Here is a 19,676-nt window from a genome sequence, read left to right as displayed (position 1 = left end):
CGCGACCCCGCCCAGCCCCGCGCGCGAACGCGAAGCGGGAGCAGCGCCGGCGAAGCGTCCGCCATTCCTCACCAACTTGTTTCCGCGCTGTATCCGAGACCGACAAACTCCGCGCGTGCAGAAATCACGCGGCAACAACCTGTTGCCGCGCCTTTCACCTGTTGTACGAATGACGGTGTATTGAGCGCGCCGCCTCGCCACCATCCCGCATCCGCTGCTTCGGGCTGATGCCGAGATGACTGCCGCCGCTCATACCCTCTTCGCTCCGACCGACGACGACCGCGTCGTCGATGAGACGTCGACCTCCGGGACCTCGGCCGCGCTCGCGGCGGCGGCCGCGGCGGCCCTGCTGGCCGCCTGCGGCGGCGGTGGCGGCGAGACCGCCGACGGCGCCGGCGGCCCCGACAGCGACCCGCAGAACAGCGTGCCGCCCACCGATGCGCAGGCCGCGCGTTTCCTCGCCCAGGCCGGCTTCGCCGCCAGCGCCACCGACATCGCGGCGGTCAAGTCCTCCGGCTACGCCCGCTGGCTGGACCAGCAGTTCGCCGCGCCCCGCACGCAGGGACATTACGACTGGCTGGTCGCCAAGGGCTACAACACCGAGTCCTTCCGCAACAGCCTCTCCGGCGTCGACGCCACGCTGTGGCGCAAGCTGATCGGCTCGCCCGACCAACTGCGCCAGCGGGTGGTGCTAGCGCTGTCGGAAATCTTCGTCGTGTCGATGACCGGCCTGCCGGTGAGCTGGGCCAACATGGCCACCGCCGGCTACGTCGACATGCTGGAGCAGCGCTGCTTCGGCAGCTTCCGCGCGCTGATCGAGGGCGTGACCCTGTCCCCCGCGATGGGTGTGTTCCTGGCGATGCGCGGCAACCGCAAGGAAGATCCCCGCACCGGCCGCCAGCCCGACGAGAACTACGCCCGCGAGGTGATGCAGCTGTTCACCATCGGCCTGAACCAGCTCAATCCCGACGGCACGCCCAAGACCAGCAACGGCAAGACCATCGACACCTACACGCTGCAGCAGATCACTGATCTGGCGCGGGTGTTCACGGGCTGGGACTTCGACACCACCGATGCCGGCGGCGCCGATCCGAGCTACATGACCCGGCCGATGAAGCACACGGCCAGCCGCTTCTCCACCGGCGCCAAGAAGGTGCTGGACGTCACCATCCCGGAGACCGCCGACGGACCCGCCGCGATGAAGCAGGCGCTGGACACGCTGGTCGCGCATCCCAACGTCGGGCCGTTCATCGGCCGGCAGCTGATCCAGCGCCTGGTGGCGTCCAACCCCAGCCCCGCCTACGTGCAGCGCATCGCCGCGGTCTTCGACAACAACGGCAAGGGCGAGCGCGGCGACCTGCGCGCGGTGATCCGCGCGATCCTGCTCGACAGCGAGGCCCGCCAGCCCTCGACCGCGCCCGGCGGCGGCAAGCTGCGCGAGCCCATCCTGCGCCTGGTCCAGTGGGCGCGCAGCGTCAACCTGGCCTCGCCCGGCGACCTCTGGGCCATCGGCGACACCAGCAACCCGGCCACGCGCCTGGGGCAGAGCCCGCTGCGCAGCGGCTCGGTCTTCAACTTCTTCCGGCCGGGCTACGTGCCGCCGAATTCCCAGCTGGGCACCAACAACGTCACCGCGCCGGAGTTCCAGCTCTGCAACGAGAGCACCGTGGCGGGCTACCTGAACTTCATGCAAAGCCTGATCGGCAACGGCATCGGCGACATGAAGCCCGACTACACGGCGGACCTCGCGCTGGCCGCCGACCCGGCGGCGATGGTGCAGCGCCAGGCCCTGGTGATGGCGGGCGGCGACCTGTCGGCCACGACCATCACCACCATCGCCACCGCCGTCGCCACGATCAAGGCCGACACCGACGCCGGCAAGCTCAACCGCGTCAAGGCCTCCTGGCTGATGGTGCTGGCGGCGCCCGAATACCAAGTGCAGAAGTGAGCGGAGCGACAGCCATGCCCCACATCTCGAAACTGGCGTCGCTGCGTCGCCGCGAATTCCTCCAGCGCGCCTCGGCGCTGTCCGTCGCCGGCACCGCCGCGCCCTGGGCGCTGCAGCTGGCTGCGATCAACGAGGCGGCCGCCGCCGTCGCGCCTGGCGACTACAAGGCCATCGTCTGCCTGTTCATGTATGGCGGCAACGACCACGGCAACACCCTGGTGCCCTACGACGCCGCGAGCCATCAGGCCTACGCCACCATCCGCCAGGCGCTGACGACGCCGCGCGACCAGCTCGCCGCCACCGCGCTGACGCCGGCCACGGCGCTGCCGGACGGCCGGCAGATGGCGCTGGCGCCGACGATGACCCGGCTCAAGCCGGTGTTCGACGCCGGGCGCCTGGCGGTGATGCTCAACATCGGTCCGCTGATGCAGCCGACCACGCTGGCCCAGTACAAGGCCGGCAACGTGCCGCTGCCGCCCAAGCTGTTCTCTCACAACGACCAGTCCAGCCTCTGGCAATCGTCCCGGCCCGAGGGCGCGACCTCCGGCTGGGGCGGCCGGGTGGCCGACCAGTTCCTGGGCAGCAACGGCAACGCGACCTTCACCTGCATCAACGTCTCCGGCAACGCGGTGTTCATGTCGGGCGGGCAGGCGGTGCAGTACCAGATGAGCAGCGGCGGCGCCGTCGCCATCAATGGCGCGACGCGGTCGCTGTTCGGCTCCGCGGCCTGCTCGGAAGCGCTGCGCGCCCTGGTCACCGCCGAACGCCAGCACTGGATGGAGCAGGAGCTCAACCGCGTCACCGCGCGCTCGATCAGCGCGCAGGGCACGATCTCGACGGCGCTGGCCAATTCGACGCTGCAGACGCCCTTCGACACCGGCGGCCTGGCGGCCCAGCTGCAGACGGTGGCCCGGCTGATCGGTGCCCGCTCGGCGCTGGGCGCGCAGCGGCAGGTCTACTTCGTGTCGATCGGCGGCTTCGACCTGCACGACAACCTGATGGCCCAGCATCCCGGCCTGCTGGGCAGCGTCGCCAACGCGATGGCCAGCTTCGACGCGGCGCTGGGCGAGCTGGGCGTCGCGCAGAACGTCACGACCTTCACCGCCTCGGACTTCGGCCGCACGCTGAGCTCCAACGGCGACGGCTCCGATCACGGCTGGGGCAGCCACCACCTCGTGATGGGCGGCGCGGTCAAGGGCGGCCGCTTCTACGGCCAACTGCCCTCGGTGAGCGTGAACGGGCCGGACGACGTCGGCCAGGGACGCCTGCTGCCGACGACCTCGGTGGACCAACTGGCCGCGACGCTGGCGATGTGGATGGGCGTGCCCGCGACCGACCTGCCGGGCATCCTTCCGGGGATCGTGAACTTCAGCCAGAAAGACCTCGGTCTCTTCGCGGCCTGATGTTGGCGTCGATCGCCGGAACTGGCGGGTTTGTCGCGGCCAATTACAGCGCCGGGCCGCGACCCGCGAAGACCTGAAGGCCTCGCGCGGGGACCGCGTCGGCGCCGCCAGGAGGCGGGCCGTGAGAAGCCGCACGAAGCGGCCCCCTGATCGACCCCGCGATCGCCCACCGATCGCCGGCAGGGCCGATGGTGACGGGGATCGCGACCGGCCGTCGAGGTCGAAAACCACGGTAACCCGAGACGTTGCCGAGCCTTTCCGCTGTTGCGGTTTGGCGGCTGATTTGAGAGGGCGGACTCTCTAGAGTGCCGGGCGTCAGCAGTACCGACGCCCCACCGCCATGTTCCGATTCCCCTGGTCTTCCGCAGCCGCCACGGCTGCCGCCGCAGCCTTGAGCGCCTGTGGTGGCGGGGGCGGCGGCGGCGACACGCCGGCCGTGCCCAGCGGCGCCGCTCCCGCGCCCGAGGGCTCGCCCGCCCCGGCGCCCGCGCCCACGCCAGCCCCCGCGCCCGCACCGGTCGACAGCCCGGCGCCGAGTCCCGCACCCGCACCCGCTCCCGCTCCCGCCCCCGAGCCGCCGCTGGCGCCCGCGCCCGCGGCTGCCGTCCTGCTGCCGCTGCCCAGCGACGCGCAGGCCTCGCGTTTCCTGGCGCAGGCCGGTTTCGGCGCGAGCGAGGCGGACATCGCCACGCTCAAGTCGATCGGCTACGCGTCCTGGCTGGACCTGCAGTTCCTGGCGCCGCGCACCGAGTCGCACTGGGACTGGCTGACCCGCAACGGCTTCGCCACCGAGGCGAAGAAGGCCGCCAACTTCGATGGCTTCTCCAACAGCGTCTGGTGCAAGTTCATCACCTCGCCGGACCAGCTGCGCCAGCGCATGGTGCTGGCGCTGTCGGAGATCTTCGTCGTCTCCGCCGTGGGCAACACGCTGCCGTGGCGCACGATGATGATGGGCGCCTACGCGGACGTGCTGGAGGAACAGGCCTTCGGCACCTTCCGCGGGCTGCTGGAGGCGGTGACGCTGTCGCCGGCGATGGGCGCGTTCCTGGCCATGCGCGGCAGCAAGAAGGAGGACGGCAAGGGCCGTCAGCCCGACGAGAATTTCGCCCGCGAGGTGATGCAGCTCTTCACCATCGGCCTGGTGCAGCTGAACCTGGATGGCTCGGTGCAGATGGCCGGCGGCCGTCCGGTCGAGAGCTACGACCTGACGACGGTGACGCAGCTCGCGCGCGCGCTGACGGGCTGGGACTTCGACACGGCCGCGCCCAACGGTGCCGATCCGTCCTTCATGCGCCGGCCGATGCGGCACAACGCGGCCGACTTCGCCGGCGGCGCGAAGACGGTGCTCGGCACCACCATCTCCGCCGGCGCCGACGGCCCCGCGGCGCTGCGCCAGGCGCTGGACATCCTCGCCAGCCATCCCAACGTCGGTCCGTTCTTCGGCCGGCAGCTGATCCAGCGCTTCGTCTGCTCGAACCCCAGCGCCGCCTACGTGCAGCGCGTCGCCCAGGCCTTCAACGACAACGGTCGCGGCGAGCGCGGCGACCTGAAGGCGGTGCTGCGCGCGGTGCTGCTCGACCCGGAGGCGCGCCTGATCGAGCCCGGCGCCAGCAACTCCGGCAAGCTGCGCGAGCCGGTGCTGCGCTTCGTGCAGGTGGCGCGCGCGGTGCGGCTCACCTCGGCCGGCCTGTGGACCATCCCGGAGACCAGCGATCCGGAGACGCGGCTCGGCCAGAGCCCCTTCTTCAGCCCGTCGGTCTTCAACTTCTACCGGCCGGGCTACGTGCCGCCGAATTCCCCGATGACGGCCGCCGGCACCACCGCGCCGGAGTTCCAGCTGCTCAACGAGGTGACGGTCACCGGCTACCTGAACTTCATGCAGACGCTGCTGACGACCGGGCAGGGCGATGCCAAGCCGGACCTCTCGACCGACATGGCGCTCTCGAGCGACACCCGCGCGATGGTGGCGCGCCAGGCGCTGCTGCTGGGCGGCGGCGCCATCTCCGACGCGACGCAGCAGCGCATCGCGGCGGCGGCGGCCACGATCGGCGCCAGCACCGATGACGGCAGGATCAACCGGGCCCGCGCCGGCTGGATGCTGCTGCTCGCCTGCCCCGAATACCAGATCCAGAAATGACCGCGTCGCGCTGTCCGCGCGACCTACACCGGAGACCTCCCGTGGCCCATGTGTCCAAGCTGTCCGCGCTGCATCGGCGCGAGTTCCTCAAGCGCGCCTCGGTCGTGTCCGTGGCCGGTGCGGCCGCGCCCTGGGCGCTGCAGCTCGCCGCGATCGGCGACGCGGCGGCCGCCACCGCCGGCGGCGACTACAAGGCGCTGGTGTGCGTGTTCCTGCACGGCGGCAACGACCACGGCAACACGGTGATCCCCTACGACACCGTCAACCACCAGGCCTACGCGGCGATCCGGCCGACGCTGGCGATCGGCCGCGACGCGCTGGCCGCGACCGCGCTGGCGCCCACCGTGGCGCTGCCGGACGGTCGCCAGATGGCGCTGGCGCCGGGGCTGTCGGCGATCAAGCCGGTCTTCGACGGCGGCCGGCTCGCGGTGATGCTGAACATCGGCACGCTGATGGCGCCGATGACGCTGGCGCAGTACCGCTCGGGCGCGGTGCCGGCGCCGCCCAAGCTGTTCTCCCACAACGACCAGGCCAGCCTCTGGCAGTCGTCCGGCGTCGAGGGCGCGCGCACCGGCTGGGGCGGGCGCATGGCCGACCTGATGCTCTCGGCCAATGGCCGCGCCGGGCTGACCTGCATCAATGTCTCGGGCAACGCGGTGTTCCAGGCCGGCGAGCAGGCCTTCCAGTACCTGACCGGGCCGGGCGGCAAGAAGCCGATCACCGGCATCGGCAGCCAGATGTTCGGCTCCAGCTCTTGCGCGAAGCTGCTGCGGGCGCTGATCACCGAGGAGCGGAGCCATCCGATGGAGGTCGAGCTCAACCGCGTGACGGCGCGTTCGATCGACCTGCAGTCGACGCTCAGCACCGCGCTGGCGGGCGGCGCCACGATCACGACGGCCTTCGGCAACGATCCGCTCGCGCGCCAGCTCAAGACCGTGGCCAACCTGATCGCGGCGCGTGCGTCGCTGGGGATGACGCGGCAGGTGTATTTCGTCTCGATGGGCGGCTTCGACGTGCATGACGGCCTCACCACGCGGCACCCCTTGCTGATGCAGCAGCTCGGCGGCGCGCTGGGCAGCTTCGACGCGGCGCTGCGGGAGCTCGGCATGGCGGACCAGGTCACCACCTTCACCGCCTCCGATTTCGGCCGCACGCTGAGCAGCAACGGCGACGGCACCGACCACGGCTGGGGCGCGCACCACTTCGTGATGGGCGGCGCGGTGCGGGGCGGGCGCTTCTACGGCACGGCGCCGTCGGTGAGCGTCAACGGCCCCGACGACGTCGGCCAGGGGCGGCTGCTGCCGACGACCTCGGTGGACCAGCTCGCCGCGACGCTGGCGCTGTGGATGGGCGTGCCGGCCAGCGAGTTGCGGACGGTGCTGCCCAACATCGGCAACTTTGCGGCCGCCGACCTGGGCTTCCTGGGCTGACGTGCACCAGCGTGGATCACCGATGACGACGGGCCGCGCGGCCGGCAGGCCTCCCGGTATATCGGCGCCGGACCCGACATCGCCGGCCCCCCAGCCCTAGGGGGCCGCGCGCGCGAAGTTCCGCTACGCAATGTCGGGCGGTTCTCCTAACATCCCCGAAGGCTCCCCATTTCATCGCGGCGAAGACCGTGCAGGTTCGGGGGCCGCGTTCCACACGCGCCTGAACAGGGAGGCTGAGATGGATGGCATGGTGTTGGGGAGGGGCCCCGAGACGGGCCGGCTCATGTCCTATCGCGGTCCGGAGCGCCGGCGGGGATCGCCGGACCGGTGGTGGCGTCACGCGCTGGAGGAGATCGACCTGGGGGTCTGCCTCGTCGGCGGGGACGGCCAGCTGCTGTATGCCAACAGCACCGCCAGGCGGCAGCTCGACGAGACCTCGCCGCTGCAGCTCATCGACGGCCAACTGGTGGCGCCACAACGCAACGACCAGCTCCGGCTCGAGGGCGCGCTGGCCGACGTGCAGCGCGGCCTGCGCCACCTGATCTGCCTGGGGCGGGGCGCCGGGCGGCTGTCGCTGTCGGTGCTGCCGCTGCAGGACGGCCTGGGGCGCACCGCGCAGGCGCTGCTGGTGCTGGGCAAGCGCAACCTGTGCGGCGAGCTGCCGATGCTGGCCTTCGCGCGCGAGCATCAGCTGACCGCGGCCGAGCAGCAGGTGCTGCAGGCGCTGTGCGCCGGCCTGCAGCCGCAGGAGATCGCGCTGCGCCACGGCGTGGCGATCTCGACGGTGCGCACGCAGATCGCGAGCGTGCGCGCGAAGACGGCCACCGAGAGCATCCGCGACCTGGTCGCGATGGTGGCGCAGCTGCCGCCGATGCAGGGCGTGCTGCGCGTGGTCGAGCTGCGCTGATCAGCCGCGCCGCGGCGCCAGCGTCTTGCTGAAGAGGGCGGTGCCGGCCAGGTCCTTCAGCGTGACCGTCATCGCGCGGGTCTTCGCGTCGATGTCGACCTGTCCGAAGAACTGGGTGTCGACCGCCGGCGCGGCGTTGGCCACGCCCGGGCCCTTCTGGTAGACCACCTGCATGCCGAAGGTGCCATCGGCCTTGTTGGGGCCGAAGCCGCCGGCATGCAGCGGACCGGAGACGAATTCCCAGAACGGCAGGAAGTCGGTGTGCTTCGCCTGGGCCGGGTCGAAGAAATGCGCGGCCGTGTAATGCACGTCGGCCGTGAGCCAGACGATGTTGTGCAGGCCGTGGCGCTTGATTTCGCTGAGCAGGCGCGCGATCTCCAGTTCGCGGCCGCGCGGCGCGCCGTCGTCGCCATTGGCGATGGCCTCCCACTTGTCGCGGCCCTCGGTGTCCTTGCCGTCGTTCACGTGCAGGCCGATCGGCATGTCGGCCGCGATCACCTTCCACACCGCCTTCGAGCGCTTGAGTCCGTCCAGCAGCCAGCCGATCTGCGGGCGGCCCAGGAAGGCGCTGGCGGCGTTCTCCTCGGTCTGCAGGTTGGCGCTGTTGGGGCCGCGATAGCTGCGCATGTCGACGACGAAGACGTCCAGCAGCGGCCCCTGCGGCAGGTGGCGGTAGATGCGCTCGCTCTCGGCGTCGCCGAAGCGGCGCATCGGCGCGTATTCCTGGAAGGCCTTCGTGCCGCGGGCCACCAGCAGCGGGACATTCTTTTCGGTGTAGCGGGCGTCGCCGGAGAGGTCCTTGCTGTCGGAGTAGTTGTTGGTGACCTCGTGGTCGTCCCACTGCCAGATCTGCGGGACCTGCGCCGACAGGCGGCGGACATTGGCGTCCATCAGGTTGTAGCGGTAGCGGCCGCGGTACTCGTCCAGCGTCTCGGCGACCTTGCTGGTCTGCTCGGTGACGAGGTTGCGCCAGAGCGAGCCGTCGGGCAGCGTGATCTCGGCGGGGATGGGGCTGTCGGCGTAGATGGTGTCGCCGCTGTGCAGGAAGAAGTCGGGATTGATGCGGCGGATCTGCTCGTAGATCTTCATCCCGCCCCAGGCCTCGTTGATGCCCCAGCCTTGACCGCAGGTGTCGCCGCTCCAGGCGAAGCGCAGGTCGCGCACCGACCGGCTGCCGAAGGCGTCGGGCAGGCGCAGGTGGCCGGGCATCGGCTCGGACAGGACGCGCTCGTTGCGCAGGTCCTGCAGGATGACGCGATAGAAGATCTCCTGGCCGGCGGGCAGGCCGCGCAGGTCGACGCGGCCGGTGAAGTCGGAGTCCTCGAGCAGATGCGGACCGCGCACCCGCTGCGGGTTGGCGAAGCTGGCGGTGGTGGACCACTCGAGCCAGAGCCGGGCGGGGCGGTCGGCGCGGGTCCAGATGATGGCGCCATCGGCGATCGGATCGCCGGACTGGATGCCATGGGGCATCTGCGGCCGCATCGCATCGCGGGTGATGAGGGCCGGCGCCTGCGGCGTGCCCTGCGCGCGCAGGCCGTGGGGCGCCAGCAGCGTGCCGCCTCCGAGCAAGGTGCTGGCGTGGAGGAAGCGGCGGCGGTCCATGCGGGTCTCCCGGCGAAGTGGCAAAGCCCGCGATGCTGCCGGTGGGGTATGACGCGGCGGTGAACAGGCTTGAACGAAGCTGACGGCGCGCTCATTCGCAACGCTGCCCATCCCCCATCTGCTCCCTCTTGAGGGCGAGGCGAAATCCAATGTTGCGTGATGTCAAAGTGCCCCTATGCGCATCAGATTAGCGTCGATAAAGCTAATCAAACCGTATGGCATGCATGAATCGCATCAACTCGACCGAGAAGGCGATGCGGCTCGAGGAAGTGAAGAAGCGCGATGAACAAACCTATTGATTTCCAGACCATCGTGGGCGCGGACGGCCTGCCCGCATTCGTCGTGCTTCCGTACGACGAATTCGTGCGGCATTTCGAGGCCGTGGGCGATTTGATCCCCGACGCCGTGGCGCAGTTGGTGTTCAACGAGCAGATGACCGGTGCCAAGGCCTGGCGCACGCACCTCGGGCTGACGCAGCAGGTGGTGGCGGATCGGCTCGGGATCACGCAGGGCGCCTACGCGCAACTCGAGGCGAGCCCTCGGCCGCGGCGCTCGTCGCGCGAGCGCATCGCGAAGGCCCTGGGCATCCGGCCCGGCCAGTTGAACTTCTGATCCCGCGCCCGCGGCGCGGGCGGTGCTCACTGCCCCGCCGGCGGCTCCCAGAGCTCGACCTGGTTGCCTTCGGGGTCGATGACCCAGCCGAACTTGCCGTATTCGGAGTCGTCGGTCTTGTCGAGCACCTCGCAGCCCTCGGCGCGCAGCGCCTGCAGCAGGGCGGCCAGGTCGGCGACGCGGTAATTGATCATGAAGGACTTGCCCTGCGGACCGAAGCCGGCCGTGTCCGCCGCGCCGATCGACCAGATCGTCGTGCCCCCGGTGGGCTGGCCTGCCTCGTCCGTCCACGTGAACGCCGCGCCGCCCCAGGGCAGCACGTCCACGCCGAGGTGCGTCCGGTACCAGTCGCGCAAGGCCGCCGGGTCCTTGGCGTTGAAGAAGATGCCGCCGATGCCTGTCACACGCTTCATGGGGAGACTCCCGTCGGTTGACCGATCGCAAGGACATCGGCGTGTCGGCTCACCGACGATGCACCGCGCCGCGCTTGAGCGTCAGCAGACACAGCAGCGCGATCAGGGTGAACAGCGCGCCGCTCCAGAGTTCATAAGGCAGACCGAGCAGCGTGTACGCGGAGGCCTCGCTGCAGTTGGCCGTGACCATGAAGACACTCGGAAGCCTGGTTTCCAGGTCCAGCGCCGTCAGCACGCGATCGGCGAAGGTCATGTCGCAGGTGGCCAGCTTGGAGGCCACTTCATGCTGGTAGCCCGCGGCGAACAGACCCGCCACGCCGAGCGCCGCGGTCAGCAGCAGCGCCACCACGCGCGCGGCGCCCACGCGCTGCAGCAGCCAGCCCAGCGCGCTCACCACGGCGATCAGCAGGAAGATGCCGCGCTGCATCACGCACCAGGGACAGGGCTTGACGCCGAACTGGTACTGCGCCACCAGTGCCGCCGCCACGCCGGCGAGCGACACCAGCGCGCTGAAGGCCAGCACGCGCGAGGCGGTCAGCGCGCGCATCAGTCCGCGATCTCGGCGATCAGCTCGATCTCGACGCAGGCGCCGAGCGGGATCTGCGCCACGCCGAAGGCGCTGCGCGCATGCGCGCCCTTCTCGGGACCGAAGACCTCGCCGATCAGCTCGGAGGCGCCGTTGGTCACCAGGTGCTGCTCGGTGAAGTCGCCGGTGCTGTTGACCAGGCTCATCAGCTTGACGACCCGCTTGACCTTGTTCAGGTCGCCGACCGCCGCGTGCAGCGTGCCGAGCAGGTCGATCGCGATCGCGCGTGCCGCCTGCCGGCCGGTGGCCGTGTCGGTGTCCTTGCCGAGCTGGCCCACCCAGGGCTTGCCGTCCTTCTTCGCGATATGACCCGACAGGAACACCAGGTTGCCGGTCCGGACGAAGGGCACGTAGGCCGCGGCGGGCACCGCCACCGGCGGCAGCTCGATGCCGAGTTGGGTCAGGCGGTCATAGACGGAAGTGCTCATGAGGATGTGCGCGGAAGTGAAAAAAAGCGCCGCGAATCCTACACCCCGGCATGGCGCTGGACGCTGGTGCCCGCAGCAGCCCTGGTCGGCATGGGGCTGGTCCATCGCCTGCCGGTCCTGCCCGGACCGCAGGCGTGGGGCGCCTGGCTCGCGTGCGTCGTCGCGCTGGTGTTGACGATGGTGCTGCCGGTCGCCCTGGTGCGGGGGCGATCGGCGGCGGCCGATGGCGACGTGGACCGGCCCTGGCCGCGATGGGCACGATGGGCGCCATGGATGCGGGGGCCTGCATGGCAAGGAGGGGCGTCACGACCACGACCACGACCACGACCGCAATGGTCGCGATGGTCGAGCCATTGGCTCGCGTGGGCGGTGCTCGCGGCGCTGGCGGGTGCGGGCCTGACCGCCCACCGCGCCGCGTTGCGCCTGGCCGAGGTGCTGCCGGTGGCGCGCGAGGGCCAGGTCATGACGATCACCGGCCGCATCGCCAGCCTGCCGCAGCGCACCACCGGCCTGGGCGGCACCGAGGGCTGGCGATTCGTGCTCGCCGCCGATGCCGCCTCGATCGCCACCGGGGCGCCGCCGCGGCTGCTGCTGTCCTGCTACCAGATGCCCGAAACGCCGCGCGCCGGCGAGCGCTGGCAACTGGCGCTCAAGCTGCGCCGCCCGCACGGGCTGCTGAATCCGCAGGGTTTCGACCAGGCGCTGTGGATGCTCGAACAGGACCTGCCCGCCGCCGCGAGCTGTCGTGGCCAGGGGCAGCATCGCCTGTCTTCCGCGGCGCCGGGCGTGGATGCGCTGCGGCAGGCGCTGCGCGACGCGATCGACCGCGAGCTCGGCCAGGCGCGCGACCGGCGCGGCGCCGGCGTGCTGGCAGCCCTGAGCCTGGGTGACCAGGGCGCCGTCAACGCGGCCGACTGGGCGCTTTATCGCGATACCGGCGTCGCGCACCTGCTCAGCGTCAGCGGCCTGCACGTGACCCTGTTCGCGTGGCTCGCCGGCGCCGCGGGCGGCTGGGCGTGGCGGCGCAGCGCTCGCCTGTGTCTGTGGCTGCCCGCGCCGCGCGCGGCGATGTGGCTGGGCGTCGCCGCGGCGGGCGGCTACGCGCTGTTCGCCGGCTGGGGCGTGCCGGCCCAGCGCACCTTCGGCCTGCTGGCGATCCTCGCGCTGCTGCGGCAAGTCGGCGTGCGCTGGCCCTGGCCGATGAGCCTGGGCGCCGCCGCTGCGGTCGTCTGCGTCGCGGATCCCTGGGCGCTGACGCAGCCCGGCTTCTGGCTGTCGTTCTGCGCGGTCGCGCTGCTGATGGCGGCCGACTCGCGCGCGGCGCCCGGCTGGCGCGGCGCGCTGCGTGCGGCCTGGCGGACGCAATGGGTGGTGACGCTCGGCCTCGCACCGTTGACGCTGCTGCTGTTCCAGCAGCTGTCGCTCGTCGGCCTGGTCGCGAACGCGGTCGCGATCCCGCTGGTGTCCTACGTCATCACGCCGCTGGCGCTGCTCGGCGCGGCCTGTCCGCCGCTGTGGACGCTCGGCACCTGGCTGGTCGCCGCGTTGAACCTGCTGCTCGAGGCCCTGCGCGCCTGGCCGCTCGCCGTCTGGCACCTGCCCTGGGCGCCGGCATGGGCGCAGGCGCTGGGGCTGGTCGGCGGCGTCCTGCTGGCGATGCCCTGGTCGTGGCGGCTGCGGCTGGGCGGGCTCGCGCTGTGCGTGCCGCTGCTGTGGCCGGTCGTCGACCGACCGCCGCCAGGAGCGGTCGAACTGTGGTTGCCCGACGTCGGGCAGGGCGGCGCCGCGATCCTGCGCACCCACGGCCACACGATGGTCTTCGACTCCGGACCGCGCTGGGGCCCCGACAGCGACGCGGCGCAACGCGTGCTGCTGCCGCTGCTGCGCGGCCTGGGCGAGCGGCATCTGGACTTGCTGATGGTCAGTCACGCGGACCAGGACCACGCCGGTGGCACCGGCAGCCTGCTGCGGGGCCTGCCGGTGGAGCGGCGGCTCGGGGCGGTGCCGGGAGCCGCGGGGTGCCGCCGGGGACAGCGCTGGGCGTGGGACGGCGTGCGCTTCGAGGTGTTGTGGCCGCTCGAGGCGCCGGCGCCGCGGGAGAACGCGGCGGGCGCGAAGCGCAACGGGACTTCGTGCGTGCTGCGCGTCGACGCGGCGGGGCGTCGCCTGCTGCTGACCGGCGACATCGAATCGCCGCAGGAGGCGCAGCTGCTGCGCTTGGCCGGCGAGGCCAGGGCAGTGACGGAGACTGGGACCGAGACGGAGCCGGAGACGGAGACGGAGACGAAGGCGAAGGCGAACGACTTGCGCGTGGAGGTGCTCGTCGTGCCGCACCATGGCAGCCGGACCTCGTCGTCGACCGCCTTCGTGCAGGCGACGGCGCCGCGCGTGGCGGCCCTGCAGTCCGGCCATCTGAACCGCTTCGGTCATCCTCGGCCCGAGGTGGTGGCGCGCTACCTGACCATCGGCGCGACGGTGCTGAACACCGTCGACTGCGGCGCCTGGCAATGGCGCAGCGACCGTTGGACGCTGCCGTTGGCCGATTGCGAGCGGACCCGGCGCCGCCGCTACTGGTTGACGGCGCCAGCGGTGCTCGCGGCACCTGCCGCATCTGCCGCACCCGCCGCCGCGATGGCCGCGTCATCCGCGTCATCAGCGTCCGCGGAAGTCGGCGAAGGGGAGGGTTCCGAGCCGGCCATCGAAGCAAGCTCGCCTTGACTTCAGCCGCCGTCGTTCATCGCGCACGAGGGTGCGTGCGCGACGTCGTGACGCCGCGCTGGCGGCTGGCGCGGGCGCCTGCGGTGCTCAGGCCGTGAAGACCAGCGCGATCTGCTCCGGGATGCGGGCCGCGCTGGCTTTGCGGGCCGGCGCCGGTTCGGTCGCCTTCAGGTGGTCGACGAGGAAGCGCGCCGTTTCCGGCGAGCGGCTCATCTCCGCCGCCACCACCGCCTCCAGCTCGGACGGCCTCACGTCCATCGCCGCGCACAGCTTGAGCAGGCGCGCCTCGAGCTCGAGGTAATGCCGCTCGATGCCGAGCTTGCGCGGGAACAGGCCGATCACCTGGCCCACGCGCAGCAGGTGGGCTTCCAGCAGCGCGACCTCCTCCGACGCCGACCAGCCGCGCACGATGGCCGACGCCGTCTTCGGCCCGACGCCGGGCAGGGCCATCAGCCAGTTGCGCACCTCCTGGCCCGCCTCGAAGTCGGGCGCCGAGAGTAGCGCCGGCATTACCGCCGCCAGGTGCCTGGCCTTCTGGGCCGCGAAGCGGAAGCCGAGCGCGCGGCCCTGCACGTCCAGGGGCTCGCTGAGCCAGGCGGTCAAGGTCGCCTCGCAGACGCCGGGCTGCACGAAGGCGCCGCGCTCGCGCACCCGCGCGAAGGCCGCCTGGCCCACGGCCGCCGGGATGCCGGGGCCGCCCAGCAAGGCGGCGCCGACCTCCTCGGCCAGCGAGCGGCCCGAGGCCCGGGGCGCCGGGCTGTCGAGGCGATGCCGCAGCGCCTGCTGCGTCCAGTAGGCGGGGGTCGGGAACTCCTCGACGGCGCCCCAGCGCACGCCGGTGAGGAGGAGGTGATCGGGATCGGGAAGTTCTCGGTGAAGGGAGCCGTGGCGGGAAACGATGGCGACGATCTGGGTCATGGGACTGCAAGGACGCCGCCTCTCTGGGCGGCTGGATAGGTGGTGTCCAGCCATTGGCGGAACGCGGCGCGCTCGACCGGATCCATGGCATGGACACGCTCTTGGAGGCGTTCGAGACGCCGCTTGTTGGTCTGGCGCTCGCGGAAGTTCGTCCCGCGGTGCCGGCTGTCGTGAAGGATCTCGGGCGGCTCGAAGTTGAACCACAGCGTTTCGGTGCGCACGTCGGTGTGGGTCTTCGCCCGGAATTCGGTCGTGCGCCACCCCCGCAGGAGGGCGTCGTACACCGGATGGGCGTAGCCCGACACGATCACCCGGCACGGCAGCGTCGCCAGCAGCGCCAGCAGCGCCTCGTGGTCGGCGGCGCCGTATTCGTGCCGGTAGATGCGTGACTGGCGCCGCGTCTCGGGGTGATAGGGCGGGTCCACGTAGACGAGCTCATCGCCCTCGAACACGTGCCGCCCGAGGAAGTCCTCCGCGCGGCCGTGGACGAGTTCGACGCCGGGCAGGGCCATGGCGCGCCAGTGCGCGATGACCCGGTCGTCGGCGTCGATGGCGATCGAGCGCGCCGCCGGCAGCTTGTGGCGCAGGACCGCGCCGCCGCCGACATGCGTCTCGATGTACACCCGGTGCGGAGGCATCAGGTTGATGACGTGCTGGTACGTCTTGCCCTTGCCGCCTGGATACTTCATGCGGCGAATCATCGTCAGAAGTGACGATGATGTCAAGGCGCCGGCGGGCTCAGAGCGCCGTCAGCCAGTCGCAGCGCAGGCGGCCCGAGCGGTGCAGCCGGCGCCGGCCGCCGGTGTAGGCCATCGGCAGCATCCAGGCCACCAGGCACAACGGCAGTGCGATCCATGCCTGGATCAATAACGCGCCCGGAACGCCCATGAAGCCCAGCATCCAGATCGTCAGCACGACGTTCCACACCGCCAGTTCGACCGGGTGACGCGCGCTGTGCATCACCATCCAGCGCTTCACCTGGCTGAGCTGCTTGAGGGTCATGGCGGGCTCCTGGACGGCCGGAGAGAGGGCGCGGCGGCGTCCGGAGGGCCATCGGACGGCGGCGATCGAATGGGCGGGAATGGGCAGGCAATGGGCGGGGACGGGCTAAATTGTAAGTTTGGAGTCAGGGATTCCCCCATCCCAAGAACAAGGAGCCCGAGTGGCGCCGCGGGGGATTCCGCGATGCGGCATGGGCACGGGTGCCAACCGGCACGGTGGGCGCGCGGCGGGCTCGTGTATGGTTCGCCCCTTCTCAAGAAGGTGGACAGGAGTCCCGCGAATGAAACGACTGATGTGGGCCGCGCTGGCGTTGGGCGCCGCGGCCAGCGCCCAGGCGCATGAAGGCATGTGGATGCCGCAGCAGCTGCCGCTGGTGGCCAAGGACATGAAGGCCCTGGGCCTGAAATTCGATCCGGCGCGCCTGTCGCAGCCGCTGGGTTATCCGATGGGGGCGGTCGTCAGCCTGGGCGGCTGCACCGCGTCCTTCGTGTCGCCGCAGGGCCTGGTGGTGACCAACCACCACTGCGCCTTCGGCAGCATCCAGTACAACTCCACGCCGCAGAAGGACCTGCTGAAGAACGGCTTCCTGGCCGCCTCGCTGGGCGAGGAACTGCCGGCCGCGCCGGGCAGCCGCATCCTGGTGACGGTCGCGCTGACCGACGTCACCGACAAGGTGATCGACAAGGCGACCGCCGCGCTGCAGGGCAAGGCCCGCATCGATGCGATCGAGGCCAACGAGAAGGCGCTGGTCGCCGCCTGCGAGAAGGACGCCGGCCATCGCTGCTCGGTGGGCGCGTTCTACGGCGGCCTGATGTATCAGCTGACCAAGCAGCTCGAGATCCGCGATGTGCGCCTGGTCCACGCGCCGGCCGAGGGCGTGGGCGTCTTCGGCGGCGACACCGACAACTGGATGTGGCCGCGCCACACCGGCGATTACAGCTTCTATCGCGCCTACGTCGGTCCGGACGGCAAGCCGGCCGACTTCAGCAAGGACAACAAGCCCTTCCAGCCGTCGCAGTTCCTGAAGCTGGCGAGCGCGCCGCTGAACGAGGGCGACTTCGTCGCCGTGGCCGGTTATCCGGGCCGCACCAACCGCCACCGCCTGCCCAAGGAGGTGGACTTCGCCTTCGCCTGGGACTTCCCGCATCGCGTCAAGGCGATGGGCGAGCAGCTCGACCTGATCAAGGAGGCGACCGCCGGCCGCCGTGACGCCGAGATCAAGCTGGCCAACACCGTGGCCGGGGTCAACAACTACTACAAGAACTACCAGGGCCAGATGGCCAGCTACGCGGGCAGCGACATCCTCGCGCGCAAGCAGGCCGCCTTCGACGAGATGAAGGCCTGGGTGAATGCCGACGCCAAGCGTCGCGCGACCTACGGCGCGTCGCTGGTCGAGGTGGAACGCCTGATCGCCGAGCGCCAGGAGATCACCCGTCGCGAGTTCCTGCTGGGCTATGCGACGCCGACGCTGGTCAAGAGCGCGGGCGACCTGTACGAGCAGGCGCTGCAGCGCCGCAAGCCGGATGCCGAGCGCAAGGCCGGTTACCAGGACCGCGACCAGCTGCGTCGCCGGCAGGCGCTGGAGACGGTGGACCGCCGCTTCGACGAGATCACCGAGAAGAAGGTCGTCAGCCACTTCCTGACGCAGTACCTGGCGCTGCCGGCGGACCAGCTCAACAGCGCGCTGCTGAACGCGCTGGGCGTGCGCGCCGGCATGGACGCCGCGGCGGTGACCGCGCGGGTGGACGCGCTGTATGCCGGCACGAAGCTCACCGACAAGGCCGAGCGCGGCGCCTGGCTGTCGCGCGACGCGTCGGCCTTCGAGGCGAGTGACGACACCCTGGTCAAGGCTGCGGTGGCACTGCATGCCGAAGAGCTGGCGCGCGAGAACCGCGACAAGGAACTCGCCGGCAAGCTGCAGCAGGCCTATGCCGCGACGATGCAGGCGGAGATCGACTTCAAGGCCAGTCGCGGCCAGCCGGTCTATCCGGATGCCAACAGCACGCTGCGGGTGGCTTTCGGCCAGGTGAAGGGCCGCGCGCCGGGCGTGGACGGCACGACCTGGACGGCGTTCACGACGCTGCGCGGCATCGTCGCCAAGCACACCGGCAATGGCGAGTTCAACGCGCCGGCCGAGCAACTGGCCGCGATCAAGGCCAAGCGCTTCGACAAGTACGGCGTGAAGGCGCTGGACTCGGTGCCGGTGAACTTCCTGGCCACGCTGGACACGACGGGCGGCAACTCGGGTTCGCCGGTGCTCAACGGCCATGGCGAGCTGGTGGGCCTGCTGTTCGACGGCACGCTGGATGCGGTGATCTCGGACTGGGACTACAACGACCACATGAACCGCAGCATCTGCCTGGATGCGCGCTACATGCTGTGGCAGATGAAGGTCGTCGACAAGGCGGATCGCCTGCTGAAGGAAATGAACGCGCTGTGATCGCGCGACCTGGTTGAGGCGTCCTGACGACGCCGCCGCGCGCGTGCAGACGCGAGAACGCCCCGCTTGATGCGGGGCGTTTTGTTTTCTGGCCCCGGTGCGGCCTGGCTCGAACTGCGCATGAACGGGGCCGTGAACTGGGCGCGTCCCAGCTCGCTTTGGCATCGATGGGTGGGGGAGTGGCTTGGATGTGGTGAAGGGCGGGGTGGATGAGCCTTCTGGAAGCCATGGAGCGCATCGAGTTGGATCTGGAAACTGCGCCCCTCCTTTCCTGAGAGCAAATCCATGAGCCAGTCCAAACTGTCCAGCGCGCCGCAAGGCCCCTCGTCCACCGAGCGGGCTGTCTCTCCTCCCGATGCAGTCAAGAGCACGGTCTCGCCTGTCACGTCGCGTACTGGCAAGCGCCTGCCCGATGAGGAGTTCACGTCGCACGATCAGGAGGCCACCGTGCCGGTCGACGCGGCGCTGACCGCTGAAGCGCAGAGGGACGACGAGGCGACGGCACCGGTGGACGCGGCCTCCGCGACGGGCGAAGCGCCGTCCACACAAGAGTCGTCGGCGCTGGCCGTGGAAACGGCGGCCGCGTCGCCGACGAACTCGAACCTGTCGAAACTTGGACTTGGCGCCCTGGCGCTTGTTGGCCTGGCCGCTGCGGTGGCGGGCGGCGGCGGTGATTCGAAGGGCGCGCCGCAGTCGCCCTCGCAGCCGTCGGAGGAAGATGGCAAGCCTCAGGTGCCGTCGCAGCCATCGGGGAGCGATAGCAAGCCGCCGCCGGTGCAGGTGCCCGGCGTGGGCACAAAGCCGATCAATGGCCAGGGGGTGGTGACGGTTTCGGGCGTGGTGGACGGCGCTGAATGGGAATTCAGCCTGGACGATGGCGATACCTGGCACAAGGGCGACGGCAACGGCGTGTCCGCGAGCGATCTGGTCGAGGGCCCCAACACGATCACGATCGTGCAGACCGACAAGGACGGGAATCGCAGCGATGCGGTGGTTGTCGTCGTGATCAAGGACTCGATCATCGAGAAGCCGGTGCTAGGGACCAGCACTGGCACGGGTGCGATCAACGACACCGGCTCGATCAGCGTCGGGGGCATCGAGAACAACGGCAAGTGGGAGTTCTCCGTCGACG

The 19,676-nt window shown here is 70.7% G+C and carries 16 protein-coding genes; 9 read left to right on the top strand and 7 right to left on the bottom strand.

The genetic code is table 11. From position 1 onward, the window contains the following. The first annotated feature begins 235 nt into the window (after window positions 1-235). The 5 genes from ACTJKJ_RS14880 to ACTJKJ_RS14860 all read left to right on the top strand — a co-directional run bounded on the left by ACTJKJ_RS14880 (window position 236) and on the right by ACTJKJ_RS14860 (window position 7,825). Complete coding sequence (locus ACTJKJ_RS14880; protein WP_440820949.1) at window positions 236-1,948, top strand: DUF1800 domain-containing protein; 1,713 nt, start codon at window positions 236-238, stop codon at window positions 1,946-1,948. Window positions 1,949-1,962: 14 nt separating this feature from the next. Further along, window positions 1,963-3,351, top strand: coding sequence for a DUF1501 domain-containing protein (locus tag ACTJKJ_RS14875; protein ID WP_440820948.1), 1,389 nt, complete (start codon window positions 1,963-1,965; stop codon window positions 3,349-3,351). Window positions 3,352-3,691: 340 nt separating this feature from the next. Next, window positions 3,692-5,488, top strand: coding sequence for a DUF1800 domain-containing protein (locus ACTJKJ_RS14870; RefSeq protein ID WP_440820947.1), 1,797 nt, complete (start codon window positions 3,692-3,694; stop codon window positions 5,486-5,488). 41 nt (window positions 5,489-5,529) lie between these two features. Next, window positions 5,530-6,918, top strand: coding sequence for a DUF1501 domain-containing protein (locus ACTJKJ_RS14865; protein WP_297385709.1), 1,389 nt, complete (start codon window positions 5,530-5,532; stop codon window positions 6,916-6,918). A gap of 283 nt (window positions 6,919-7,201) precedes the next feature. Continuing rightward, on the top strand, window positions 7,202-7,825 hold the full coding sequence (locus ACTJKJ_RS14860; protein WP_297385711.1) for a helix-turn-helix transcriptional regulator: 624 nt from the start codon (window positions 7,202-7,204) through the stop codon (window positions 7,823-7,825). Here the strand turns inward: ACTJKJ_RS14860 and ACTJKJ_RS14855 are convergent, their stop codons facing one another. Further along, window positions 7,826-9,427, bottom strand: a complete 1,602-nt coding sequence (locus tag ACTJKJ_RS14855; RefSeq protein ID WP_440820946.1) for an alkaline phosphatase D family protein — start codon at window positions 9,425-9,427, stop codon at window positions 7,826-7,828. A 282-nt stretch (window positions 9,428-9,709) separates the two neighbouring features. On the opposite strand from ACTJKJ_RS14855, the gene ACTJKJ_RS14850 reads away from it, so the two are divergent. Beyond that, complete coding sequence (locus ACTJKJ_RS14850) at window positions 9,710-10,039, top strand: helix-turn-helix domain-containing protein (protein WP_091732413.1); 330 nt, start codon at window positions 9,710-9,712, stop codon at window positions 10,037-10,039. Window positions 10,040-10,065: 26 nt separating this feature from the next. On the opposite strand, the gene ACTJKJ_RS14845 is transcribed toward ACTJKJ_RS14850, so the two are convergent. The 3 genes from ACTJKJ_RS14845 to ACTJKJ_RS14835 are packed head-to-tail and all read right to left on the bottom strand — an operon-like array spanning window position 10,066 to window position 11,466. Next, on the bottom strand, window positions 10,066-10,452 hold the full coding sequence (locus ACTJKJ_RS14845; RefSeq protein ID WP_440820945.1) for a VOC family protein: 387 nt from the start codon (window positions 10,450-10,452) through the stop codon (window positions 10,066-10,068). 49 nt (window positions 10,453-10,501) lie between these two features. Then, window positions 10,502-10,999 (bottom strand): disulfide bond formation protein B, encoded by a 498-nt coding sequence (locus ACTJKJ_RS14840; RefSeq protein WP_440820944.1) that lies wholly within the window; start codon window positions 10,997-10,999, stop codon window positions 10,502-10,504. Then, complete coding sequence (locus ACTJKJ_RS14835; protein ID WP_091732422.1) at window positions 10,999-11,466, bottom strand: RidA family protein; 468 nt, start codon at window positions 11,464-11,466, stop codon at window positions 10,999-11,001. Before ACTJKJ_RS14835 ends, ACTJKJ_RS14840 begins: the two co-directional genes overlap by 1 nt. Window positions 11,467-11,532: 66 nt before the next feature. On the opposite strand from ACTJKJ_RS14835, the gene ACTJKJ_RS14830 reads away from it, so the two are divergent. Then, the gene (locus tag ACTJKJ_RS14830) at window positions 11,533-14,184 is read left to right on the top strand and encodes a DNA internalization-related competence protein ComEC/Rec2 (RefSeq protein ID WP_440820943.1); all 2,652 of its coding nucleotides are present in this window, start codon (window positions 11,533-11,535) and stop codon (window positions 14,182-14,184) included. An 87-nt stretch (window positions 14,185-14,271) separates the two neighbouring features. Here the strand turns inward: ACTJKJ_RS14830 and ACTJKJ_RS14825 are convergent, their stop codons facing one another. The 3 genes from ACTJKJ_RS14825 to ACTJKJ_RS14815 are packed head-to-tail and all read right to left on the bottom strand — an operon-like array spanning window position 14,272 to window position 16,104. Beyond that, on the bottom strand, window positions 14,272-15,102 hold the full coding sequence (locus ACTJKJ_RS14825; RefSeq protein ID WP_440820942.1) for an 8-oxoguanine DNA glycosylase: 831 nt from the start codon (window positions 15,100-15,102) through the stop codon (window positions 14,272-14,274). Further along, window positions 15,099-15,791 (bottom strand): DNA adenine methylase, encoded by a 693-nt coding sequence (locus ACTJKJ_RS14820; RefSeq protein ID WP_440820941.1) that lies wholly within the window; start codon window positions 15,789-15,791, stop codon window positions 15,099-15,101. The genes ACTJKJ_RS14825 and ACTJKJ_RS14820 overlap by 4 nt, the downstream gene beginning before the upstream one ends. 49 nt (window positions 15,792-15,840) lie before the next feature. Continuing rightward, window positions 15,841-16,104 carry a hypothetical protein gene (locus ACTJKJ_RS14815; protein ID WP_091732438.1) on the bottom strand — a complete coding sequence of 88 codons (264 nt, stop codon included), beginning with the start codon at window positions 16,102-16,104 and terminating at the stop codon, window positions 15,841-15,843. A gap of 280 nt (window positions 16,105-16,384) precedes the next feature. Between ACTJKJ_RS14815 and ACTJKJ_RS14810 the strand changes: the two genes are divergently transcribed. Both ACTJKJ_RS14810 and ACTJKJ_RS14805 read left to right on the top strand, forming a co-directional pair. Further along, entirely contained in the window at window positions 16,385-18,544 is a 2,160-nt protein-coding gene (locus ACTJKJ_RS14810; RefSeq protein ID WP_440820940.1) for a S46 family peptidase, read from the top strand. Window positions 18,545-18,829: 285 nt separating this feature from the next. Beyond that, a partial coding sequence (locus ACTJKJ_RS14805) for a hypothetical protein (protein WP_440820939.1) occupies window positions 18,830-19,676 on the top strand: 847 nt, incomplete at its 3' end.

The organism is Roseateles sp. 22389 (assembly GCF_052044995.1).
Taxonomy (GTDB): Bacteria; Pseudomonadota; Gammaproteobacteria; order Burkholderiales; family Burkholderiaceae_C; genus Roseateles.
This window is presented reverse-complemented; position numbering and strand designations above follow the sequence as displayed.